Source organism: Paenibacillus sp. EKM206P, assembly GCF_011066155.1.
Taxonomy (GTDB): domain Bacteria; phylum Bacillota; class Bacilli; order Paenibacillales; family Paenibacillaceae; genus Paenibacillus; species Paenibacillus polymyxa_D.
The window spans coordinates 1-24,815 of the sequence record NZ_JAAMNQ010000007.1 but is presented as its reverse complement, the minus strand read 5'-3'; the positions used below and the strand labels follow the sequence as shown (position 1 = coordinate 24,815).

The following is a 24,815-nucleotide window of genomic DNA, read 5'->3' as shown; positions in this document are numbered from 1 at the left end:
CTTTCTGGAGACTTGCTTTTCTTCTTTATCACAATTCTTTAGGTTTTATTTAATCCCCTTCTCCTTTACATAAGCTTCCCATTGTTTTGTATATTCGGTTTGAATTTTCTCCAAACCAGCTTGGTTTGCCTTTTGCAAGAAGGTCTGCAAGCCTTGATCTACATTGTCGATCAGTCCAGCTTGGAGTGGATACAGATATTGCTTCTCAACCTGTTCTAGAGCTGCTTTTTCTGCTTGGTAGGTTGTGTAGTCCTCTGCAAAGCCGGTAAACAGGTCAGGCTTCTGAATTTTATCCAGCTCAGCAAAAATCTTTTTCACACGGTCAAAGCCTGAATCAAACAGCATATATTCCGGGTTACGCCAAGCCCAACTGTTCATACCTTCGCGTGAAAATCCATTAGAACTGCCGCTACCTATCATATGGTAGTAACCATCTTTGACTTCGTAGTTTTTGCCTTCAATACCATATTGCGTGAGCAAGTTATAGCGTTTGTCCGTCACAAGCTTTTCATAAAAAGCTAATGCGCGCGCCGGATTTGGGCTGCTTTTTGGAATTGCAAAGCCGTTATGAATCGGGTGCACTGGAGTTGCATAACCTGTCGTCAAAGGGAATGGGTAATACTCGAGCTTCCAGTCCGGGTGAGATGCTTTGAGCTTAATGACCATATCATTAAACCGGGTTGGATTGTCACCGAAAATACTCGCTGCTTTACCAGAAGTCACTTGATCCTGAAGCGTATCTTTTACGTTTAATACATTTTTGGGAATGAATCCTTTATCGGCCCAGCGTTTGTAAGTATTCAGCTCTTCTTTTTGCTCATCCGAGCCCCAAAATTTATAAACCTCTGTTGGTTTTTCATATTTAATACCAATGCCATAAGGCAAGGCACCTATACTCTTCGTTACTAATTCGGTATATCGGTCATGTAGATTTCCCTTGATATCGCTGTTCAGAGATACGGTTTTCATATTTGGTTCATGCTGACGTATCCCATCCATATAAGCCTCGTAACTTTTGATATCTGTCGGTTTAGGCAAATTGTACTTCTCTCGTAAATCCTCACGCCATACAAAGCCGTTAGTGACATACTCTTTATACGTGCCAGGCACGGTATAAATTTTGCCTCCGATTTTAACTCCATCCCACATGTCCTGAGGCACAAATTTTTGCAGGGCAGGTGCGGCCTTAGGCAGCAGATCGTCTAGCGGCAGGAATGCGCCCTTCTTGGCATAGGCCTGATACTGCGTCCAATCTGCAGTGAATATCAGGTCGATAGGCTGACCCGAAGACAATAACAGCTTATATTTTTGATCCCAGTCTGTCCACGTCGTATAGTTAAATTTGACGGTGGCATTCAGATCTTTTTCCGCCAACTTATTAATCTCTGCCTCAATGGTAGACAGATCCTTAGGAGCATCACCCAGCATATAAAATTGCAGCTGCACTTTTTGGGATTTATCATCCTCTCCATTTGCTTTTTGTGTGCTGTTTCCGCTACCGCCTCCACATCCGGCTAATAGCGCCATGATGACCATTACTGCAATCAGGATGGACATGCGTTGTTTTCTTTTCTTTGTGAATGTCATGTGAATCCTCCCTTTGAAATGGTAGTCTGTTTAAATAAAACGCTTACAAAAAGTGCTGCTTAGATGGCATACCGTCAGCACGTTATGCCATCTAAGCCCGTTAGTGTCGCTTCAGCCTTTTACCGCGCCAATGGTCAGCCCCTTGACAAAGTAACGCTGAATGAACGGGTACAGCAGCAAAATGGGTCCAGTAACCACGATCGCCATTGCCATTTTCGTCGATTCTGTCGGCATATCACTTGAAAGGGATACGCCAGTACCTGCACCCATTTGAGCGATAAATTGCATGGAGTTAATTACATTATACAGATAATATTGCAACTGGTATTTATGCGGATCGTTAATAAAGAGTGAGGATGAGAACCAGTCATTCCAGTAAGCCAAGGCCAGAAACAGCCCCACAGTGGCAATACCCGGTGTGGATAAAGGCAGTACAATTCGATAGTAAATTTTAAAATCACCTGCACCATCTATTTTAGCGGACTCGAACAGCTCTTCCGGCATGGAAGAACGAATGAAGTTTTTCATTAAAATGATCAGAAACGGAGTCATCAATCCCGGAAAAATAAGCACTGTATACGTATCAAGCAATCCTAAATACTTCGTCAGCATAATGTACCAAGGTACCAACCCGCCCCCGAACAGCGTCGTAAAGTAAATATAGAAGGAAAACGCATTGCGGTATTTAAAATCTTTGCGTGCCAGCACATATCCTGCCATCGTCATCAGGAACAGGCCCAACGTCGTACCTACAACCGTGGTAAAAATCGTCACCCCGTACGCCCTTAACACCTCTTCAGGAAAGGTGAACACCGTCCGGTAACCTTCCAGTGAGAATTGCTGTGGTATAAAGTGATATCCATCCCTGATAATCGATTCATTACTGGTCAGTGAAGCCGAAATAATAAGTAGGAACGGGAGTAAACAAGCAATGGAAGCCATAATGATAATCACATAAGAGATAATTTTAAAAATTCGAGTGTATACATCCTCTTTGATCGTCATCCGTTTGGGTCCTCCTTTCTAGAATAAGGCATATTCGTCGTTCAACTTGCGGATGATGTAGTTCACGGTCATGATCAGTACAAAGCCGAACAAGGATTGGTACACGCCTGCCGCTGAAGCCATACCCACATCAAAAGTCACTTTCAGCGAACGGTACACATAAGTGTCCAAAATATCCGTCGTATTGTACAGCACCCCATTGTTGCCGATTAATTGATAGAAAAGATCAAATTGTCCTTTCATAATACTACCAAGCGCAAACAACAGCAGCACAACGAATGTCGATTTAAGCATCGGAACGGTAATGTACCAGATTCGCTGAAAAATGTTGGCCCCATCCATTTTCGCTGCCTCATAATATTCATCACTGATACCTGTAATCGCTGCCAAATAGATCACCATACTGTAGCCTAGATTTTTCCATAAATAGAACAGGATAATCAGGAAAATCCATACCCATGGTTTGTTGTATACATCCACGCGTTCACCACCAAGTTGCAGCAGCAGCGTATTCAGAAAACCATTATCATAATTAAATATGTTATACACGATGACACTTAGAATAACGAAAGAAACAAAATAAGGCAGGAACATCACAGATTGAGCGATCTTTTTAAAGTAGCGGCCTCGCAGCTCATTTAGTAAAATAGCGAGAACAATCGCTAACACGTTACCAAGTAAAATAAACGCTGCGTTGTATCCGACCGTATTCAATGTCAGTTTTGTCAGCGTGCCGGATTGCCATAAAAAGCGAAAATTTTGGAGTCCGACGAACTTGGCATCAAACAGGCTGGTATTAAAGTCGAACTGGCTAAATGCATAATAAATACCCACCATAGGAATGTAGGAATTAATGAAGAAAAAAATTAAAGTGGGCAACAACATCAGAAATAATACTCGATTGCGGAACAGTTCATAGAAAAAACCGTGTTTTCTACCCGTTCCCAGCCTCTTACCGTTCAGGCGGGAATCCGCTGTAAGCATTGCAGAATTTTTGGGCATAGGCTGATTCAATGTGAGTCACTCCCCCTCTGTATACGTTGCCGACAGCAAGGTTTGTAGCACTGCCGCCGTATAACTATATTTTATGTAAGCGCATTCAAAATAAAAAGTGAAGCCTCTCATGCTTCATGAACAAAGGAGTGACCTGAGGAGTGAACAATTCGGATATTTGTGAAGTTTTATGTAATATGAGGCGTCTGATCGACGCCTTAAACCCATTCACAAAGCATAATTGAACGTTTGAGGCCGTCCTTCACTATCATGTAGCTCGAAGCGCAGTTCACCGTCATTTTTGTTCTGACCGATAAACTTAATACCATCTTCCCTGAATCCGTTCAGTTGCTCAGGAGCTAATTGAAGCAACTCATACACCAACAATGACTGGTGGTTTTTAAGATTAATTAATATTAAAAAGCCCTCATCATTCGATCTGGCAAGAATAAACCCCTCGCCCATGCCTTCCACCGCAAAGCTGTCCTTCAAACGACCGGAAAGCTTCCCCATATTCCATATTTCTTTTACAGAACCATTAGCGTCAATCAGACGAACGGTCTGTCCATCGTTCATGACTGCTTTACCATTATAAAGCTTGATATTGTTGGCATTAAAATTCCAATAATGAGCCTTTGCCTGACGAAGTACCTTGCCTTTCTGGACGAACAGCGTATAAAAATCGTCATTAATCATGGGCTCGCCATACGCTTGCCATACCGTAACCAAATCTGCATCCTCCGTAACCTTGGTTGATATGATTTTCGTCATGCCAAAATAATCTTCTTTCAATTTAATATTTGTTGGACTGAGCGCACGGATACGGCCGCCATCCTCTTTATGGTACAATACTCCGCTGCTTGCATCCAGCAAATAGCCCTTGCTTTCCTCCGATTCCCCAACCAACTGAGGATAGCTTATGCTAGCCATTCGTTCGTTTTTCTTCCATTCGAGCTTGCCTCCGACCACATCACTGATAAATGCCAGAGGAACATAAAGCGTTCCACGAATGCTACTGGCTGAAACGTCGTAAGTAACCTTCCTGTTATGTACAAAACCTATATTGGAGTTAGCCTTTATTCGACCGGAACCCAGACTGGCTATACCATTGGTAAGTGTAAGCGTCTGTGTTTTGGGGTCATAATCCGTGGCTATTCCTGGCAGAGCAGCATCTGTAATAGGAATCATGACCTGTCCCTTGTTAATGAATGACTCTCCTTTGGGAAACGACATCATATTTCCGTTAAAATAAACACGGACACTTGCAGTTCTCTGACCTTGCTTTATAGATGCAGAAGTTCCCGCTGCCTGAGCACACTCTCCATCGTTCAGTCCGATTGCCACACTTGCCAATAAAACAAATGCAACTATTATCCGCTTGGCAGACTTATACCGTTTGACATTTTGAAGCTGGATCATGCTTGAACTCCTCCTTATAGATCAAATTCGTTTCAGCCGAACCCGTTTCATTCTTCCTAAAATTCGCCGGACAGGTGTTAAAATCCTCTAAAAAAGGACCCTGCTACCTGCGCAGAGTCCTTGCTTGTACCATATCCTATTTTCAAGCTTGTCGTACTACTCTCACTCTGCGATTCACCAAATAAATGCTAAGCCCGATTAAGATCAACCCGATCAGCAGGAAAGCCGTAATCGCTTCGCCCAGCACCAACGAGCTGACAAACACCGAGATCACAGGCACCAAAAACGTATAAGATGCAACCTTGCTCGCATCCCCTGAATTAACAAGTGTGAAATACAGCAACCAGGAAAGAGAAATTCCCAGCACCGTGCCGAATATCAGCCCTGACACATACGGGACATTCCATACGATATCTGACCAGCTTTCCGTTACCGTTCCAGCTCCCGTCAGCACGACGCCTCCCAGTGTACATTGAAATGCAACCAGCCACAGCGAATCCACACGCTGGTTTACTTTTTTCACATATACCGTTCCCAATGCCCAGCTCACGGCTGTAATAATGGCGAGGATTACACCTGCCATAGCCACATGTCCTGAAAATCCGCCGACACTGACAGCCGCAACGCCCAAAAATCCGATGACCAATCCAAGCACTTTAAGTCTGGACATCGCTTCCCCTAGCCACATCCATGCAAAAATGCCGACCAGTACAGGCTGGAGATATACCAGCACAGAAAACAAGCCAGAGGGGACGTACATCAGTCCCACCGTTTGCAGACCATAAAACAATACCACGTTAAAAATACCTGAAATAGCATACACCCGCCAATTTTCTTTCCAACGAATGCGATTCCATCTCGGTACTAAAATCACTCCCAATAGCAGACCGCCCAGCAGTGTACGTAGTCCTGCAAACAATAGTGGAGGTGTGAATTCCAATGCAACTTTATAAATGGGCCAAGAAATGCCCCACAATACAACCAGTAGCGCGATCATCATCATCCGCTTGGCTGTCGTTAACTCTCCCATGACGCTATCGCTCCTCTATGAAAAAAATCACTAGACTTTATATACTACGCCTACAGAACAACTTTATCAAACAAAAAATATGTATTGGAAAGCTCCAACTTTCATGCCCGCTTGTTCATCGAGGTATGTCTTCGGACAGAGGAATCCAGTCAGTTGCCTATGTTACAATATACCAAAAAGACAGATAAAGCTTATAAGGATAGGAGGTTGTCTGCACTTGATTTATATCATCAAATTTTTGTACAGCTTTGTGCTCCCTCCCGGTTTGTTCATCCTCGTGATGGCAGGGCTCGTGATTTGGCTATGGAAAAGGGCACGTATACCTGCGGTCGTACTGCTTCTTGTCACATTGCTGCTGTATGTTTCCTCGACCAATCTGGCTGGAGATTTGTTAATCAGTAGCCTGGAAAAACAGTACCCACAACCCCGTACTGTTCAAGGCGATGTCCTTGTTGTGCTTGGGGGCGGAGCCACACAGGGAACCCCCGACATCAATGGACAAGGCAATCTGCTAGGATCTGCGGCGAATCGACTGCTCACTGCGGCCAGATTGCATGAAGCAACAGGCTTACCCATTCTTTTCTCCGGCGGGCAAGTGTTTGGAGACAGTGGTAATGAGGCGAATATTGCACAAAGACAGTTACTGGGACTCGGTATTCCGGCAAAGGACATTCTGATCGAAAACCGTTCTTTGAACACACAGCAAAATGCCGTATATACATCGCAAATTTTAAAAAAACATCAACTCACTAGACCTGTTCTGGTGACCTCCGCTTTCCATATGCCCCGTGCTGCACTGGAATTTCAGCGTGCAGACATGCAGGTCGTAGCTTATCCTACCGACTATCTGGCAAGTGAAAAGCTGTCACTGTATGCTGGCAAACTCTCGCCGTCTGCTGGAGCCATGTCTACAACCGGAACAGCCCTCAAGGAATACTTGGGGATTCTTGCATTAAAGCTTAAATAATGTGATGTCTATATCATATAGCGGCATACAGCACAAACAAGCGTCTTACGCTCCGCAGGTATAAGCCTGTAAGCTAGCAAGGCGCTTGATTTACCATTACATATTCTAATCCAAGAAAATATCCGAAATTTGTTCTTCCGATATGACCTTAAAGCCTTCCTTTTTTAACAAAGCCGAGGTTACCCCATTACCAGCTATTTTACGATTTTCGAATGACCCATTATATATTGCTGCTGATCCGCAGGACGGGCTGTTTTCTTTTAAAACAACATGCGTTGCGTTAACCTCTCTGGCTATATTCAAGGCTTCGTACGCACCCCTAATGTACATATCGCTGACATCGTTGCCTGAAAACTCGACCACCTTGGCTGTGCCGTTCAGCACATCCTCGCCTGTCCCTCCAACAATCTCAGCAGGCTCTCTCGGAGTCACAAAGCCCCCCAAAAGCTCAGGACAGATTGTCACAGCTTTCTTTTCCTCTACCAACTTCTGAATATGTACATCCAGGCTATCCGTCCCGTTATATCGTACCTTCATGCCTGCCAAACACGAACTTACCAGAATCATTAGTTCCACCTCATATCCATTGTATTCCTATTAAGTAGTTAAAGTATAAACAAATTTCCTCGTAGAGTCATCGTACGAAAAATTTTGACTCGCCTCTACGTCCGCGTTCCGTAAGAGTGATATGTTTTGGCGTGTTTCTTCAGAGATCGCAAATGCATCAGGATTTCATTTTCTATACAACGGGCTGCAAATGTTGCCAGCTTGGTGCCTTTCCCGGTCTGAAAGCTTTCAATGTCCTTCACCAGGCCGATGGTACAGAAGGGTATGATATCCTCCAAATATTCATTGTTTTATTCATTTAAGGAAGGTGGAGCGTGTACTCATCCAGAATAACCTGATAAAACAAGCCGGAGGCGCATGTTGGGCAGCCTTCGGCTTATTTTTATATGTTGAGGTTCATCCTGCTCGTAAGTAAGATAATTTCACTCTTGCTATAAGTCATAATTTAAGATATATTATTAATTAAATGACCATTCATTTAATTAATAGAAATTTAGTTTAAAGAGAGGAGAATACATTTGGCAAGACCCATCAATGAAGAAAAAAGACTGGAGCGGCGTAAACGTATTCTAGAAGAAGCTGTTGTCCTGTTCGCAGAAAGTGGATATTCTAATACCACAACGGCGATCATTGCGCAGAGTGTGGGAGTGACTCCTGGAACCATTTTTCAATATTTCCCCAGCAAAGAAGCTTTATACTACGCTGCTGTCCTTGAGCCGCTTGCTGATATTCAGGCGAAATCACTTGCTTGTCTACAACAAGAGGGGACGCCGGGCGTATTGATTAAGAGCATGGTGGCAGAACAATTCAACCATATCTACTCCTATATAAATGAATTGCGACTTGTTCAATCTGTCTTAGGACAACGAGTAAAATTCCCCGAACTTACACAGAAGGTCCTTGAAAGTATAAAGGTAATGACAGATGCGATCGAATGCGTCTATGCCAAGGGGCAGTTAATGGAAGAATTCAACAAAAGCTTTTCTCCAGCAATGATCTCTCGTGCATATATCTCTTTCTTAAATGGAGTGGGCTTAACTCTTGGAGAAAGTATTATTCATCATCCCGAATGGGAAAATCTGAAAAGGCATGCCTTTTATTTGTTCGCACCCATACAACCTAAAGAAAAACTGGAGGATTCTAAATGAGTCAAGCATCATTACAACCCGATCTGACATTTAACGTTCGTGTGAAAAAACGAAAGAAAATTTTATGGAGCCTAGGGATCGTGCTTTTGCTTGTGACGGCTCTTGTATTTTTTATATCTTATAAAGTAGTAGACACCTTGTTGCACCATCCTAGAGACACTAATGTCAGCTACGGATTGAATATCGATAAAACTCCCTACGAAGAGGTCGAGTTCAAGAGTTTGAAAAATGATAATACGATTAGAGGTTCCTTCTTTCCTGCAAGTGGTCTTTCAGGTAAAGCAAGTAATAAAACAATTATTGTCGTCCATGGATATACGAGCAATCGTTTAGTCAAAGGGCGGACCCAAAAGTTAGTAGAGCACTTCGTTCCGAAAGGCTACAATGTATTGGCATTTGACCTCAGTTCACAAGGTAAGTCCGATGGTGATTTGATTACGCTGGGCCTCAATGAAAAATATGATTTGCTAGGAGCTGTAAGCTATTTAAAATCGAGAGACCATACGGGTGATAACATTGGAGTTATCGGTTTTTCAATGGGTGCTGCTACTTCTTTGCTAGCAGCAAGTGAAAGTGATGACATCAAAGCCGTAATTGCGGATAGTCCTTTTCGTAATGCTGGTCTATTTCTGAGAGAGGGTTTGCCCTTCTTTTCAGGTTTACCTGCGTTTCCATTCAGTTATACATCGACATGGATGGCAAATTGGGCCTTTAAGGTTGATCTTGATTCCATATCTCCTATGGATGCGGTAAAAAAGATGCAAGACAAGCCAGTTATGCTCATTCATGGTACTGGAGATCAGCAAATTAGTTATAAAAATACAGAAATTATTTACGAGTCCTTAAAAGATAACCCAAAAGCAGAAGTATGGTACCCGCAAAATACGGAGCACATCGATGCCATCAACCATTACCCCACTGAATATTTCAAAAGAGTAGATCACTTTTTGGATGAATATGTAGGGAATTAAATTCAATCCAAGAGAGCCAACTAGCTGAACGAGTAACCACACTTATAGGAAAATTCCCTAGCGCTTTTCAGCGTAAAGAAGCAAGTAATTGAATTATGAAAAAGACCTAAAAAGGCCCTGTAAAGGGCCTCAAGTGGGTTCATATATCTCCTTATCCATTACCCCTTCTGCTTGTAAAATTCATGGTACAGCTTCATTAATGCACGCTTTTCAATGCGGGACACATACGAACGCGAAATCCCCAGCTCTCTGGCGATTTCCCGCTGTGTACGTTCTTCACCTCCGGCTTCCAGGCCGAATCGACCAATAACTACTTCTTTTTCACGCTCATCTAAAATATCCAGGTTGCGATAGATTTTACTCTTCTCGATTTTGAGCTGTACTTTATCTACAATATCGTCCGCCTCGGTGCCGAGGATATCAATCAAAGTAATCTCGTTGCCTTCCTTATCAGTCCCTATAGGATCGTGAAGTGATACGTCTTTGCGTGTTTTTTTCAGGGATCGTAAATGCATCAGGATTTCATTTTCTATACAACGGGCTGCAAATGTTGCCAGCTTGGTGCCTTTCCCGGTCTGAAAGCTTTCGATGGCCTTGATCAGTCCGATGGTGCCGATGGATATAAGGTCCTCCAAATCTTCACCGGTGTTATCAAATTTTTTCACAATATGGGCCACCAGCCGTAGGTTATGCTCAATGAGTGTGTTACGGGAGTGTGCATTGCCTTCGGCAAACAGCTTTAGGTGTCGAGCTTCCTCTTTCTCAGTCAATGGCTGCGGAAAGGCGTTGTTTTTCACGTAGGAAACGAGTAGCGTCAATTCCTTGATGAACAGAGCGATAGCGCTAAATAGTCCGGGCACGGATGACACCTCCTGAGGTAGTTGCGAACTTACCGGCCTTTGTTACTTACCGGGCTTGTGATCTGTTTATTGTATGTAGGCAGGTGCCCATCCGTGCCTGTACTCCGAAAACTGCTCCGTAACAATTTGCCAGATATCTTTCTGGAGCAACCTCCAATACTTAATTCGAAACGTAGAGATCTCTTCGACACAAATCAACGCACTCTATATAGCCAGAGAGAAACCCGGGATAGCTTTACATTATTCATCACTTGGTTTCCCACTTTTTTTCAGCAGAATATTAACTTCTTTCTAAATATGACAATGGGAGTGGAGAATAGACCATTGTATCTCCATCTTCATCACGTTTTAAAACAATAGCAAACTCAGCACCATTACTTTCATCACCTCTTGGCAACGGGAATATCATAGCCGGACAACGCAACTCATAATTATGAGGAAATTCTTTTCGAAAGTTCTCTAAAGCATAATTCAAAATCGCATCTATTTTGTCGGTAAGCACATTAAATCCGCCTATTACAAAATCATTGTATTCTTGGGAAGCGGTGTACTTCTCAAATAATTTTCTTTTATATTCCTCAACAGTACTAAAACAAACTTCCCAATCCAAAGGGAATATGCCATTTCCCAAATAATAAGTGTATATTTTCATATTCGATCCATTTCCTTTCTCGCACCTCATTTAGTTATTTATATTCTAAACATGCAACTCCCCGCCCGCAAATGAGTTTGCTATTATGATGTCAGACCGCTTAAACACTAGTATGCATTCCATGATCAAGGAATATATTCATAGAGAGTTTCATATAAATGATATATATCAACCTTTTCAACACATTCAAAAATTAAACTTAAGGAGGAATTTCAACATGGCAAAATTCAGTCAAAATCCAGACAACTATACTTTTTCCATGGATCCTGTTGTTATAGCAGAGGAAAATGTATCAACCAACGGAGATTCCAAAAATACTTTTCCGAAAAATGTTTTAATTGATAATAATCTCTATTGGGAAAGCAGCTTAAACGGTAAAGGTGGAGAAATCATCTTTAAATTAGATACAGGTAAGACGATCAATGATATTCTTTTAGCTCAGCCATCTTCTCGAGCTTTTATACTTTCATTTTCTTTTCACGGCTCTAGAGACGGAGAAAATTGGTTTAGGTTAGGTGAAGTCGAAACTTTGCCAACCACTGTAAAAACAACCTATCAATTTAGTAATGAGATTCCTTTTTCATATTATAAAATAACTGTACTTTCATCGGGAATGAGTAGTACAACCTCCTATTATGGTTTACGATATGTTCAGCTAAGAACCGCACTCATTAATGGCGTTCCTGCCTACAGAGCATCCAATCTAAACCCCGCTATTGCGGAATAAGTTAGTATACACAAAAAAGGGGCTGGCCAACGCCGCCCCTTGATTCATTCTATTTCATTTGAAGCATGTTATAAATCATCTCTGCTGCTTCTGCACGTGTGACCTCCTGCTTGGCACGGAAGCTACCATCTGGATATCCTTGTACTAAATTAATTTCGGTTAGACCAAGTACATCCTTTCTGGCCCACTCTACAATTTGAGAGGAATCCGAGTATGCACTGCTTTCTTGCTGTGGTATAGCTTTGATAATGTTATTCACCATTTTAGCCGCCTGCTCACGGTTAATGACACGATCTGGGCCAAACTCTCTATTACTAAACCCGCGAGCGACCTGATCTTTAATCGCCGTTTTGAGCAGATCCACGTACCACGCCGATGGATTGATATCCTCGAAGCCTAAAGTCACATCCGTTTCGAGCGGTAATTTCAAGGAACGGACCAGCATAGAAGTGAACTCCATACGCGTTACAGGTCTGTTCGGCTCAAATAGCGTGTGGGTTGTTCCCTTTACTACACCCAAATTGGCAAGCACATTTATTTTTTCTTTATTAAATATCCGATCAATGTCACTAAAATGATTTGGCTTCTTCTCAACGGTTGAATCTTGAATGTGTTCTGTTACTATCGGTTCCTTTATAACAGGCTGAATCGGTTTTACACTCTCCGCTCCTCCTGCTCCGCCACCTACGTCCACAGTATTACCCGTTGTTTTTCCATTCGCTTGTTTTGCCTCTGTGCGTTTTCCTTGACTATTTTCTGCCCAAAGTTGAACGGTATACAACTGCTTCTCTTTAAGTTGTCTCCAGATATAGCTTCGATCCTTACCACGATATAGCTCTGTTCCTCCTTCACTGGCGAGGACGAAAATATCATTCTCATGGTCTGATTCCCAATAGATAATAAACTCACTATTCGTTGTATCCGTCTTCGAAAACGCAAACGCTGGGGACGGTAGCGTCTCGACCTGACCTTCTGTTGGCTTACCTTCACCACTTGTGTTCAATGGCTTGACGGTAATACGATACAATGTAGAACTATCTAATCCATCTACTTTAAATTCATGGGTGGTCGTATGACCGATAAGCATCTCGTTTTGGTAGACACTGTAAGCATCTGCACCCGGAGCTTCTTTCCACGTAACAACCAAATCGGTATCTGTTACTTCTTTCACAGTCAATCTATTGTCTGATATCTGACCTGGCAAAGCGCGATACGTAAACGGAGCTATATTACCTGCCCCCGTTGTATTCACGGCCTGTATACCAAACGAGTAAATCATACCAGGCTGGATACCTGAAAGCTTAATATGGGCATCTCTGGTGTTAAAAACTTCCCCCGTATCTTTACGGGTTACAGTATATTGATAAGCGCTCTTGATTTCATCCCAGGTCAGTGAAATCTGGCCAGCCTCAAGTTCTGTAACATTAACATTTTGTACTTCAGGAGGACGTGTCAGCAGCTCACCCAACGCTGGCTGGCTGAAACCACTACTGTTCCCACTGCTCACTTGAAAATCATAGTTTTTCCCACCTGTTAAACCAGATATAACCACACGTGGTTCCGTACTATAATAATCTTGACCGTTGATCGTCACCTTATATTGAGTTGCCCCATCAACCGGGGCCCATATCAATGTGGCATCGTGCTCGCGAACATCTACAGTTGCAAGTTGTACAGCCGAAATCGGTAGTGTTAATGCGTTGATAGAAGTATCCTTACCTGTACCACTTCGATTGTAGGCTCGTATTTTAATATTGGCAGACCTGCCCGCTGGCAAGCCCTCAAAAGTATAAGAATGAATACCACGCGCAACCCGCACCTTCGGTTCATCGTTAACATTCAAGATGTATCCTTCAGCCCCCTGCACATCCTGCCACTCAACACTGACAGCATACACATCCTTCGTCACACCCGATAATGTAGTTACTCGATCAGGTAAAGTGATGACTCCCAGATGAGCATAGTCTCCGAATCCTGTTGCATTTTCAGCGGAAACGTTATAATCATACTCTGTTCCCGCCTGAAGATCAGTATCGGTGAATTCTGTATACACATCGTTATAAACCGATACTTCATTACGTTCTAGGGTATAGTAGGTGGCAGTGATTACAGAATTCCACTTCAAGTCGATTCCATTTTCTCTTACAGTTACATACCGGAATCCGTTCGGGCTGTCTGGTAGGCTTAGAAAAGATACATGCTTTGCTGTACCCTCTCCAGTGTCATTCATAGCTGATACAGAAATATCGTAATATTTACCAGGCTTCATTCCCGTAATTGGATTATACACATCCTGTGTAACCGTATCCTTAAATATGATTTCTCCCGTACTTACGTCTGCTGCTGTAATATTATATCTGTTAGCTGATGAAACTGGCGTAAAGTCAGCCATGATTTCTGTAGAATGACGAGAGACAGGTCGTAACTGGATATGATCAGGAGAATCAGGTAACGTTAATACATGGACTCGATTGGAATACGCATTGCCTCCTACATGATTACTAGAACGCACTTCATATTCGTATTGTCGTCCTCCTTGTAGCCCTCTATCTGTAAAAGAATTTGTCGGATGCGTAACATCCCAAACCTCATTAGTTGTTATATTTCGGACTGTATAGACGTAACCATCGTCAAGGCCCGACGGGAGTGTCCACTGCAAATCAGCTTCTGTATTTCGTACGGATGTCGCAGAGAGCACAACCGACTGGGGCTGGTTTTGAATGCGAAGTGCACCGCTAACCGTTTCATAAATGTTACCCACCCTATCTTTGACCTTGGCATGAACATACCATTCACCTTCATTTGAAAGATCCATCTGGATTGTTGTGTCAGCTGCAGCATCCCAGTTTTCGGGTGAATCAGGGCTGTTCGTGATTTTATACTGCATTGTGGATGACTCATTCCCCGAATGCTGATCGGCATATCGTATCCTTACAGGAATATGAGTATCTTTCCATTCACGCGAATCCGGCGTCAGTTGGATCGTCGGTGGTTCCAAATCAATATAAGACACCGCGGACACCGGATCGCTTCGATTTCCAGCTGCATCTACAGCTTGTGCAGTCAATTTTATGACCCCCGAACCCTTTAATATTCCCGATGAACCAGACACATAAGCGCCAGAACCTAATTGATATTCATAATGTACTGCTGTAGTATCCGTCGCACCCGATAGAGCGAACTGAACTGGCTTATTGGTATATCGAGTAGGTATCGTCACCTCGGAAAACGTAACTTTTGGAGCCGTTGGCTTGGTTCGATCAATCATAACCGATTGAGTTACGATTGAACTAGACACATCAAGATTATTGATCGTCCGTGCTGATAATTCGTAAATTCCTTCTGCGTTTAATGTAAAATTACCCTTGTAGGTCAACCACTCCCCAGATGGACTCAAGCGATACTGTGTCATCTTAATTCCATTTGTAGGGTCACTTCCTGAATCAATGGTAATATTCACATCACGGTTCGTTGGGCCTGTTTCACTAGTCCGGATGACAGGAGCAGTCGGTCCCTTTTTATCAATAGTGACTTCTTTGCTTACTTCTCGGCTCACATTACCGACGCTGTCAATGGAGCGTGCATAAACCGTGCTTTTACCATCTTTATTTACATGAAACACTCCACTATAATCCTGCCAATCCTGATTCACAACGCCTGTCATACGAAATTGAGTATGGGCTAGTCCAGAATAATCGTCTACACCTGGTTGTAATGAAATCGTATAGTCATTACTATTCCCTGTTGCTTCTATGCTAGGGGGAGTTGGTGGCATCTTGTCTATTCGGACATTCCCGGAAGAAAGGCCACTATACTGGTCATTCACATCCACTGTCCGGGCATAGATTGTATTTACACCATGGTCATAGACAGTGAAAGGCCCGGTGTATGGCTGAAATGCTCCTCCGTTCAGACTATATTCATAGTATTTTAATCCTTCAGGAGCCACTTCTCCATCGATCCACACGGTTACAGGGTCTTTGGTCCACCCTGTAACAGCTTGTCCCTCTGCGTCTGCGTGAATCTGGGGTGGTTTAGGCATGAGGTCCGATTTGGGAATAACACGGACCCCAAACTTGGATATTTCATTACTTGTCTGTTGGTTAGTTCCCATCGCTCTGAAATAGCGAACATCCCTTAATGTAATTGAGTCGGTGATATCTATCCATTTTCCCTGGTAATAGCTATCAGCATAGAATTTCCTTACATTAATCCATGTATATAGATTCGTTCCGTTAGGCCTCCAACTGTCGCCTGCGGCGGCATTAGACGTATATATATCGGTATGATAAGACCCCTCAATATAAACAAAAATCTTGTAATCCGAAGCCTTAATAGATCTTCCAATATCAATAAAACGATTTGTCGGCTGTGTAGTCCCATCACATTTATACCTCGCCGAACCCGTGCCAGTGTATACTTCTGTTGCTCCTATCCCATTTCCTAACCAAGAACCCCAACTATCGCCTCCACCCGGCAAATTGTTTTGGCAAAAAGGGCCCCCAATGATCTCCTGAGCAGCAGCGGATACCCTTTCCGGAAATATGGGAATCATCGTTAATAGTAGGACTACAGCCAAAAATCCATACACCCACTTCCTATACTTCCTTACCTTTCGCTTATTTTTTCGATACATACACTTCTCCTTACTTTATTTTATTTTCAAAGAGTTTTACAAACTCGCTTCGAGTAAAATAGAAAAAGCACCTCAAACGAAGGCGTTAATGCCTAGGTTTGAGGTGCTTCCTCTATATCACGAGTATGTTTTGAAGCTATTATACTTCGTTCCAAGCAGGATGTAAACAGAACTGACAAATTATTTAAGGGTGTTAATGAACTTGAACGCCTAAGCTCCGAAAAAATCCTCGCATATTCTGCATGTAAGAATCCTGAGTAGCGGAAGATTCCTTAAGAAGATTTTGCATGCTGTTCATAAAAGCAGAAGCTGATGTCGTATCCGCTTTGTCAAAGCGATTGTTTAACGGTGTGTTATTTAGCAACTCTGTATTCTGCCCCATACGTTCCTTGTATTTCTCAATCCAATCAGGATGTTGAGGAACATTTTGCGCAAAATTTAACAGTTGGCCAAGCCCATTTCCTCCACCTTTAATATCATTCATGTACGCCGTATATTTTTGAGGATCGACCTGCTTCATCACTTCCGACAGCTTGACATAATCCTCAGGAGCACCTGACGGACGATCCATTGGAGTCGTGTAGCTAATATCTCCGGTCTCTGGATCAGTGGATCGTGTTAAAGCAATACCAGCGATCTGGTTCATGGTTTCCAGAAATTCTTTGGCCTTGTCGCCTTCCATGTAATGATCGGCAATATACTTGGATTGGGTAACTCCCATCTCCAGCAGCACAGCTCGCTGACTCTCATCGGTTACTGTTCCGTCGACGATAAAATTAGATTCAATCATACTGTACACTGCATTAGACACTTCTTCTGACTGACCTTCCAAAACCCGGTTTAATGAATCATTGATTTGGGTTGTACCGAAATACTTGGCAGCCTGTGATACAATAGCTCCTTCGGCCAACTGTCTGCCGGCTTCACTGATCTCCACGGAGTCTTGAACTACGAATCCCGAGACCTTTTCTTCATGAAGCTGGGATGATGGAACTTGCTTACTTGTCGGATTGATCCGTAAGCTACTCGCATTAAGAATCGCTTGCTGTGCTCTAAGAGGCCCAAAATTCATCCTATTTCCTCCTGTCATGTTTGTAACAGGCAATCTAAGGCGTATGTATAGTGTAATGTGACCCTGTTTCTATATATATCGGACAAAGCATATATGGAATGAATATATGCTTTGTCCCAAAAATGAACAAATATTGAAGCAAACTACTTTTGATTCAAATATAAAATACTCAAGCAACAAGTTACCTTAGGGTTAGCTTAATAACCTATCTATCAACCGCCATAAATACTATAGGCAAAGTGATATACAATATCCGTATCTATAATCGAAGTACCTGACACCTGAGCGGCTACCCCTGATAGATCATAGTAGTGTGTAAAACTGATGGCTCCAGACAGGTATTCCGCTATACTTCCAGTGGAAGATGGCAGGGAAAGAGTCACACTAAAGGCTCCATTCTGGTCCGTATAAGCTGTGCCTGTACGAGTACGATTCCCGCTGCCTTCAGTCCAGTTCTGATTCAACCATGTCACATCAACAGGTGCATTTGCCACTGGATAACCATCAGTTGTCTTAACTACACCCTTCACGGTAAGGTTACTGCGTTGATTAACCCGATAATGACGACCATATGAGTAGTTCGGATAATCATTAGGGCCATTAGCAGAATCATAGCCGGTAATTTCAATTTTGCCAGCCCGAAGCACCGGCTTCAGTGTAATTGTGTACAAATGATTGGGTGAATACTGATTGGTTGTGTACACTCGCACATAGTAGGTTCCTGTATTTAAGCTAACATTATGGTTCGTTTGCGGCAAAAGCACCATTTGGTTTCCGGTAAGGACTCCGTAGACTTCCGCTTTGTAGCCATAACCGTCCGAAACACTGTCAAGCTTGACGTTCAAAGCGTCATAATTGCGGCTGGCTGGGATCGTAACTTGGTACCAGTCATTATCAATGCCTGAATGAATGGAGCGTGAATTAAGCGATGAACCGCCCGTACTAAAGGTAAAGTTGTAGGCATGGAAAGCACTCTCATCTGGTTCATATGCATCGTAGCTGGAACTTGTATCGACCGTTAGATAGAAAGGATCATTGATACTGGAACCTTTTTTGGCATGGACAGCAATCGCATATGCCTTTTCATTTCCAGAAGCGTTGCGGGTTCCTACGTTTTCAGGAAGTGAGGCAGCCCCCTGTTCATAATTGTTAAAATAAGTACCATAGGTGGATGCGTCAATGGCATTAGGATTAATGTCCCCTGTCGTCATATCAAACTCATATAAGTATAAATCATAGTCAAGCTGGGCTGAAAATGGACCATCCAACTGGGCCTGCAACAATTCACCAGGCTGCAAATAGATCGGATATAAAAATTGTGTACCTCCCTCTTGCGTAATCGTACCGGAATACGTAGCAGAAGAAGCTGTGGCTGAAGCAGCCATTGGGCTTTCTTTCAGCGTAGACATGGATTCCCTTTTCAATGAGGTTGTCTCTGATGTCTTGAAGTTGAGGTTTTCTTGCATGACATAAACCGAAGACGTAACGCTGTCTGGCTTGTCTGCCCGCGTTAGACGCTTAATTAAGTCTCTATTTTCAGTTGTTATCTGAATCTTGGATTCTGCCTTAATCGCTTGATCCGATGCAGCCTCCTTACTTTCACTCGCGTTCGCAGTCATTCCGAAAGCAAACAGAAGCATCATGCTTAACATCATTGCAATAGCCTTTTTGAACCTTTTCATACTGAAATCCCCTCTCAAATGGTTTAAGGAATTCCCGCTATCCCCGGATAAACCAGGGTGATTTCTAGGCTGCATGGCTCTATCATAAATCATCTTTGGTTATATTGGAATATATTATGCAAAACATTTTCTATTTGTAATCTATGAAAAAAAGACTATTTTCTTATCCTTGCTAAATAAACATGAAAAGTCGCTCTTTCAGAAATGGAAAGCCTCGGCTAACCCTTCAGAAAAAGCGACTCTCTCATGATCAAAATGACATTAAAGCATTTCTTAGTTTCTCAAGCTGTAAGCAAATAGATAAATAATGTCCGTCGCACTAATCGAAGTTCCATCGACCTGAGCGGCTACTCCTGTAAGATCATAATAGTGTGTGGAACCAATTTCACTTATATAATCTACATTTTTTCCTGTCGATTGCGGAAGAGAAAGGGTCACACTGAATTTACCGCTATCATCGGTGTACGTAGAAGCCGTTCTCGTACGGTTACCGCTATCCTCGCTAAATCTAGGATATTTATCTTTATCATAAAGTATTTCTGGTTTAAATGGTAGATATTTCTTTAGGTTTTTTCATTTGGAATCCCTTGTATCCAGTCGGTGCTTTGACCTGCGGGTTCCTTCAAACAATCATGGACATAGGCAGCGTGTCGATCGCTTGTAAGTATATTCAAATAATCTCCTGCCAGTAAAAGCATCTGTCCATCAGGGATTTTTTCATCCGACCCGCGCTTGACAGAAACAATGAGACAGTGAGCAGGCCACTGAAAATCCTTGATTTGTGTACCGTCCAAACGCGATCCCTGAAGAATAGGTACTTCAAGTATAACTTTGCTTGATGATTGCTCCGTTTCACCACTTGCCTTTCTTTGATGCAAAAAGCGCTCCAGCAGAACTTCATACACGGGATGAGAGCGAAACAGCTCGGCCGTCATGTAGGCAACGAGGCAGACAACACCTGTAGATAGCAGATTAGTGAAATTCCCTGTCATTTCGGTAATCAATATGATTCCAGTAATAGGAGCCTTCAAGCTCGCTGTAAGATAGCCTGCCATTGCCAAAATCAAGAAGCTACTTTCGCTAAGCACAGGCATTCCCCATAATCCATTTATGAACTTGCTATACATCACACCAATTAAGGCCCCGATCACGAGCATAGGTAAAAATATTCCACCAGGAGCAGAAGAACCGTAACTGAACATCGTGAATAAAAACTTAAGTATTAAAATAACAAGAAGAAATTTCAACGAAAAAGAATCCGTTATCAAATCGTTCACCAGGCCATTTCCGCCCCCAAGCAGTAATGGCATGCTTAATCCAAGCGCTCCAGACATTACAAAAGGGAGAATGGGTCTATATGGAGCAGGCAGCCAGGTCATTTTTAGATAGAAATCTTGAAAGGCATATATAGACTTATTGAAAACAACGCCCATAATACCCACAATAATGCCTAAAATAAGCAAATGAACGTACTGATTCAGCGGAACAGGCCCCACATTCATAAAATGAAAAACGGGACTCATTCCAAAAAACTCTTTGGATACAAAATCAGCCACCAGTGATGAAGCGAGTGACGCAATCAGGATAAGAGGCGAGAAATTCAAATGAATTTCTTCCAACGCAAAAATGACCCCTGCAATGGGTGCATTAAATGCCGCTGCCAGTCCAGCGCTTGCTCCGCAGGTGATCAGGATATTCTCTTCTGTTTTCGATTTACTCATCAAACGACTAAATCCCTGGGCAGTTAGAGCCCCGATTTGAATAGAAGGACCTTCTCTTCCCAAGGACAAACCGGAACCAATACTAATGGCACCCCCTAGAAATTTAGCTGTAAGAGCCTTCCACCAATTCATATTTAGCTTATTCTGTAGGACTGCCTTGACTTGGGGAATACCACTACCGGAAATCGCAGGCTGTTTTTTGACGGTCATTCCCGTTACCCACCCGACTATTACTAATATCACGAACCATAATGGGACAATCCACATATGGCGCAATTGATAGTGGTAAAATTCAAGAACACGCTCCAAAGACTCTTCCAACACAAATCGGAACAACACAACCACGCTACCAGATAACAAGCCAACCACTATGCCGCCTATCAAGAGACGGAATTTAAAATTAAACCAGGTCGCCAGTGTTTTTTGTGTATCATTTCTTTCCATTCACATAACCTACTTCACTTCAATTTTACAGATGGCTAATAGAATAATTCATTGTCACGTATCTCTGCAATAAATTACATCACAGGCTGAGCAATTGCCAGCTCTCCCTATAACGTTAACAGACCAAGCTTAGCCTCGGTCATACGCCCCCTGCAACTCTCCTAGCTAACCGCACTTTATATCACATCACGACAAAAAAGCTCCCTCACTCTAAGGGAGCTTTTCTGAATTGTGGGTCTGCAGACACGCTCCTGCTTAAGGAGCGACTATCCTCCGTATTAGCCTCAATAACAACAATAAAATTTCAATCCACGCTCCTACATAAGGAGCGACTTTTACGGCTACGTCTTTAGTGTCGAGCAATCCATTTCAATCCACGCTCCTACATAAGGAGCGACTTACAAAGCAGCGAGAACTATGCTACAATGTCAATTTCAATCCACGCTCCTACATAAGGAGCGACATGAGGTCATTCAGCACCTTATCAAATATTACAAATTTCAATCCACGCTCCTACATAAGGAGCGACTGCAGGATATTGGGTTTAACGGGGATACTGCTACGCCATTTCAATCCACGCTCCTACATAAGGAGCGACCGCACGTACTGAGATGCCTTGCTGTGTAAGGCTTCTCAGTACGTAAAGTGCGAATGTCCTTTTTGGACTCGCGTATATGGAAACAAATGGGCGTGAATCTCTGAAATCCCGCGTCCCGCTTGAGGTGCGAAGGAACCGGGATTTTTATGTGAGCTTGGGGTTCGCACCAGCTTTATTTATTATATTTTGCTACCTATATTCAACGCAACCCATACCGTATTTCTCTATATCCTTTTCAGCTTTTGGTTTCAATTGGGCGTAAAGGAGACACATTCCGTGGAAGTCCATTTTGCGGGCAAAAATAGAATGCGATAGCAATTTATGTTTCCAACTCAGCTCTCTCAATAGCCTGAACCAACGTCATAAAAGGGGCCTCCCGTTTATATTGAATAGCCTTTTGGCTTGTACCGCCCGCATCACACCATTCCCAATGGGTATGAATATCCACAGACTCCAGAAAATAAACAGACAAGGCCTCCACAGGATTCACTCCATACATATGTATAAATGTCTCGTCTGAAAGCTGATTATGTTGGAGATATTCATTTTTCATGGTGCAAAGAAGCTTGCAGATATCCTCCCTGTTTACATTAACGAGACGACTCACGAATGCATTGCGTCTTTCCACCGAGTTCAGTATGATTTGCATAGCATTGCGTATATGCCACGCATCAGGGCCGATCTGGAGCCTGTTAATTAAATCGTTTGCGGTCAGGTCAGGATTAAATGGGGCTGGCTCCAAAATGTATGTCCATGCATCGTTGTGTCCTTTTTCAAACACCTCGATAGCGTCAGAGACGTTTATACCAATGTTTTGCCACTTGCGATTGAGGGCATCCATAATATGATAGTAGTGTAGCTCAGTTTCTCCATGTTCAACTTCTTGCGTCCAAACCGGTCTCATGCGTACAATATCCTTGATTGCTTGCTCATTCGCTTTGAATTTCGTAGTCACTGTATCTTCCTCCTTTTGAAATCTGATAAAATGGAAATAGCAAAGCTAAGGGTATGTTGTAACATCCCTTTGTGTTTGAAAAAGTGAGTTCATTTTTATGACCTTGAGGTCATAAATAAAATATAACCTTGTGGTCATATTTTGTCAACATATATGGAGGCACTATGAATGTTAAAACTTAAAATCAAACTAAAAGAAGTGCTCAAAGAAAAAGGCATAACTCAAAAGCAATTAGAAGAACTATCAGGTGTATCACAAGCAAGAATTTCTAAACTAAGTAGTGGCGACCGACAAGAAGTGAACCTACTCATGCTTGAAAAAATCGCCCATGCCCTAGATATCAAAGACATATCCATACTGTTGCAATTTGAGGAAGAAAATAACTGATTATTGTACACTCGGTACACGCTAAAATTCAACACTCCACGAAGCCTGCATAATTATTGGGCTTCTCTTTTTCATTTCACGCAATTCCAATCGTACATCACCCCTATGCTTTGTTCCCCACATCTATATTTCTATCTTTCCATGACAAAGAAGGCTCACATCACTTTTATAGAGAGTCGAGCCTTTCTAAGTTTCAATTCATGCTCCCACACGAGGAGCGACAGCATGTGGTGAGAAGCCTTACTGCATAAGGCTTCTCACCGCATAAAGTGCGAATCTCATTTTTTAACTCAAAAAACGGAAGCAAATAGGCGTGAATTTCTAAAATCCCGCGCCCCACTTAAGGTCCGATGATCCGTTTTTTTATGTGCGCCTGGGGTTCGCACCGGATTAACTTTCCTGTTGCACTTATGTTAAAAGCAGATCAATCAACTTAATTTTGGCACTATTTTATCACAAAACCCCTACCATACTCTTATTTATACGATATAATCAAATAATATGGATAGTTCTTTTCGACTATCAAATGAATCGAATTACCCATAACATACATAAAAAAGGGGAATACAGATGAAAAAACTTAGCGTGTTTATGTTAGTATTATGTTGCTTCTCCATTTTGGCAGCCTGCTCTACCGATCCGGTTAAAAAAGATTTAATTACCTATGTGAATGATGGAATGCTTCCGTTAGCACAAGATGAAAAAACAGTAACTGAAAAATATGGATCCGTGACCGGTGATAACTTCACAGATGATGAAACACTATATAATACGTTACGAGACGAAATTATCCCACAATACACCAAATACCTTGATAAAGTTGAAGCAGTGAAGACGGAAACCTCTGAGGTGCGAGCTGTCCACGAAACCTACATCAAGGCGGTTAGCACTCAAAAGGAAGCATTCATTACGATGCTCGATGCGTTGGAAAAAGGGGATCTGAACTTAATTAATGAAAGTAACACCAAGCTAAGCGAGGGTAGAAAGCTATTCAGGGATTTTGGTGAACAGGTTAACACACTGCCAAAGAGCATGATGTGACTTTGAATAAGAAATAAACAAAAAAAACTCCCATTATGGGAGTTTTCAGATTGTCGAGAAACCCCGTCATTTTGAGACGTGGGTTTCTTTTTCACATCATAATGCTCTGGTCTCTGGAGAAGCAGGGGGGGTTACCCCTGTTTCTCCAGGCGATCTAGGTGGATCGCCATCTTCTTCATGTTCTGCACGGATGCCGTCATAAGGGCTTGTTCCCTGACGTTTGGAAGACCGCGCAAACGGCAATAGCGAAACCCATGGAGCTCTTTGGCATCCGCTAAGCTTCGCTCAATCGTCTCTTTTCGTTTGCGGTACAGCTTTTTACCAGATGGGCTCAGCCGGTTGCTCCGTACCCA

Annotated in this window: 20 protein-coding genes, 2 pseudogenes and 1 CRISPR repeat array; of the genes and pseudogenes, 6 read left to right on the top strand and 16 right to left on the bottom strand. The window is 42.6% G+C overall.

The window, feature by feature from the left end; genetic code table 11:
• Window positions 1-45: 45 nt before the first annotated feature.
• The 5 genes from G9G53_RS15785 to G9G53_RS15765 all read right to left on the bottom strand — a co-directional run bounded on the left by G9G53_RS15785 (window position 46) and on the right by G9G53_RS15765 (window position 6,034).
• Complete coding sequence (locus tag G9G53_RS15785) at window positions 46-1,587, bottom strand: extracellular solute-binding protein (protein WP_165148924.1); 1,542 nt, start codon at window positions 1,585-1,587, stop codon at window positions 46-48.
• A gap of 111 nt (window positions 1,588-1,698) precedes the next feature.
• On the bottom strand, window positions 1,699-2,592 hold the full coding sequence (locus G9G53_RS15780) for a carbohydrate ABC transporter permease (protein WP_165148921.1): 894 nt from the start codon (window positions 2,590-2,592) through the stop codon (window positions 1,699-1,701).
• Between the two features lie 18 nt (window positions 2,593-2,610).
• Window positions 2,611-3,606, bottom strand: coding sequence for an ABC transporter permease (locus G9G53_RS15775; RefSeq protein WP_165148918.1), 996 nt, complete (start codon window positions 3,604-3,606; stop codon window positions 2,611-2,613).
• 207 nt (window positions 3,607-3,813) lie between these two features.
• Complete coding sequence (locus G9G53_RS15770; protein ID WP_165148915.1) at window positions 3,814-5,004, bottom strand: copper amine oxidase N-terminal domain-containing protein; 1,191 nt, start codon at window positions 5,002-5,004, stop codon at window positions 3,814-3,816.
• A 142-nt stretch (window positions 5,005-5,146) separates the two neighbouring features.
• Window positions 5,147-6,034: a DMT family transporter gene (locus tag G9G53_RS15765; protein ID WP_039272332.1), complete on the bottom strand. Its 888-nt coding sequence runs from the start codon at window positions 6,032-6,034 to the stop codon at window positions 5,147-5,149.
• A 217-nt stretch (window positions 6,035-6,251) separates the two neighbouring features.
• Here G9G53_RS15765 and G9G53_RS15760 point away from each other — a divergent pair, with 217 nt between their 5' ends.
• The gene (locus G9G53_RS15760) at window positions 6,252-7,001 is read left to right on the top strand and encodes a YdcF family protein (protein ID WP_165148912.1); all 750 of its coding nucleotides are present in this window, start codon (window positions 6,252-6,254) and stop codon (window positions 6,999-7,001) included.
• Between the two features lie 105 nt (window positions 7,002-7,106).
• Here the strand turns inward: G9G53_RS15760 and G9G53_RS15755 are convergent, their stop codons facing one another.
• Both G9G53_RS15755 and G9G53_RS15750 read right to left on the bottom strand, forming a co-directional pair.
• On the bottom strand, window positions 7,107-7,568 hold the full coding sequence (locus tag G9G53_RS15755) for a DUF523 domain-containing protein (RefSeq protein WP_049816884.1): 462 nt from the start codon (window positions 7,566-7,568) through the stop codon (window positions 7,107-7,109).
• Between the two features lie 125 nt (window positions 7,569-7,693).
• Window positions 7,694-7,852 (bottom strand): annotated as a pseudogene (locus G9G53_RS15750) (sigma factor); the annotation flags it as partial.
• A 234-nt stretch (window positions 7,853-8,086) separates the two neighbouring features.
• Here G9G53_RS15750 and G9G53_RS15745 point away from each other — a divergent pair.
• Together G9G53_RS15745 and G9G53_RS15740 are read left to right on the top strand one after the other, a co-directional pair.
• Window positions 8,087-8,716 (top strand): TetR/AcrR family transcriptional regulator, encoded by a 630-nt coding sequence (locus G9G53_RS15745; protein WP_165148909.1) that lies wholly within the window; start codon window positions 8,087-8,089, stop codon window positions 8,714-8,716.
• On the top strand, window positions 8,713-9,687 hold the full coding sequence (locus tag G9G53_RS15740; RefSeq protein WP_165148906.1) for an alpha/beta hydrolase: 975 nt from the start codon (window positions 8,713-8,715) through the stop codon (window positions 9,685-9,687). Before G9G53_RS15745 ends, G9G53_RS15740 begins: the two co-directional genes overlap by 4 nt.
• Before the next feature lie 158 nt (window positions 9,688-9,845).
• Here the strand turns inward: G9G53_RS15740 and sigK are convergent, their stop codons facing one another.
• Window positions 9,846-10,547, bottom strand: coding sequence for an RNA polymerase sporulation sigma factor SigK (gene sigK / locus G9G53_RS15735; RefSeq protein WP_013311218.1), 702 nt, complete (start codon window positions 10,545-10,547; stop codon window positions 9,846-9,848).
• 280 nt (window positions 10,548-10,827) lie between these two features.
• Window positions 10,828-11,199, bottom strand: a complete 372-nt coding sequence (locus G9G53_RS15730) for a hypothetical protein (RefSeq protein WP_029515399.1) — start codon at window positions 11,197-11,199, stop codon at window positions 10,828-10,830.
• Between the two features lie 217 nt (window positions 11,200-11,416).
• On the opposite strand from G9G53_RS15730, the gene G9G53_RS15725 reads away from it, so the two are divergent.
• Window positions 11,417-11,926 (top strand): discoidin domain-containing protein, encoded by a 510-nt coding sequence (locus G9G53_RS15725; protein WP_165148903.1) that lies wholly within the window; start codon window positions 11,417-11,419, stop codon window positions 11,924-11,926.
• A gap of 49 nt (window positions 11,927-11,975) precedes the next feature.
• Here G9G53_RS15725 and G9G53_RS15720 read toward each other — a convergent pair whose 3' ends face one another.
• The 6 genes and pseudogenes from G9G53_RS15720 to G9G53_RS15700 all read right to left on the bottom strand — a co-directional run bounded on the left by G9G53_RS15720 (window position 11,976) and on the right by G9G53_RS15700 (window position 23,034).
• Entirely contained in the window at window positions 11,976-16,562 is a 4,587-nt protein-coding gene (locus G9G53_RS15720) for a fibronectin type III domain-containing protein (protein ID WP_165148900.1), read from the bottom strand.
• Between the two features lie 193 nt (window positions 16,563-16,755).
• Window positions 16,756-17,634 carry a hypothetical protein gene (locus tag G9G53_RS15715; protein WP_165148897.1) on the bottom strand — a complete coding sequence of 293 codons (879 nt, stop codon included), beginning with the start codon at window positions 17,632-17,634 and terminating at the stop codon, window positions 16,756-16,758.
• 212 nt (window positions 17,635-17,846) lie between these two features.
• On the bottom strand, window positions 17,847-19,316 hold the full coding sequence (locus G9G53_RS15710; protein ID WP_165148894.1) for a hypothetical protein: 1,470 nt from the start codon (window positions 19,314-19,316) through the stop codon (window positions 17,847-17,849).
• 273 nt (window positions 19,317-19,589) lie between these two features.
• A pseudogene (locus G9G53_RS26515) lies at window positions 19,590-19,823 on the bottom strand (hypothetical protein); the annotation flags it as partial.
• Window positions 19,824-19,879: 56 nt separating this feature from the next.
• Window positions 19,880-21,481 carry a ClC family H(+)/Cl(-) exchange transporter gene (locus G9G53_RS15705; protein WP_165148891.1) on the bottom strand — a complete coding sequence of 534 codons (1,602 nt, stop codon included), beginning with the start codon at window positions 21,479-21,481 and terminating at the stop codon, window positions 19,880-19,882.
• A gap of 301 nt (window positions 21,482-21,782) precedes the next feature.
• A CRISPR array of direct repeats spans window positions 21,783-22,079; the repeat unit is 32 nt; unit sequence ATTTCAATCCACGCTCCTACATAAGGAGCGAC.
• Window positions 22,080-22,398: 319 nt separating this feature from the next.
• On the bottom strand, window positions 22,399-23,034 hold the full coding sequence (locus G9G53_RS15700) for a hypothetical protein (protein ID WP_185156365.1): 636 nt from the start codon (window positions 23,032-23,034) through the stop codon (window positions 22,399-22,401).
• A gap of 168 nt (window positions 23,035-23,202) precedes the next feature.
• Here G9G53_RS15700 and G9G53_RS15695 point away from each other — a divergent pair, with 168 nt between their 5' ends.
• Together G9G53_RS15695 and G9G53_RS15690 are read left to right on the top strand one after the other, a co-directional pair.
• Window positions 23,203-23,421, top strand: coding sequence for a helix-turn-helix domain-containing protein (locus G9G53_RS15695; protein ID WP_165148888.1), 219 nt, complete (start codon window positions 23,203-23,205; stop codon window positions 23,419-23,421).
• 570 nt (window positions 23,422-23,991) lie between these two features.
• Window positions 23,992-24,462 (top strand): hypothetical protein, encoded by a 471-nt coding sequence (locus G9G53_RS15690; protein WP_238437937.1) that lies wholly within the window; start codon window positions 23,992-23,994, stop codon window positions 24,460-24,462.
• A gap of 131 nt (window positions 24,463-24,593) precedes the next feature.
• Here G9G53_RS15690 and G9G53_RS15685 read toward each other — a convergent pair.
• On the bottom strand, window positions 24,594-24,815 hold a 222-nt coding region (locus tag G9G53_RS15685), incomplete at its 5' end, for a transposase (protein ID WP_185156666.1).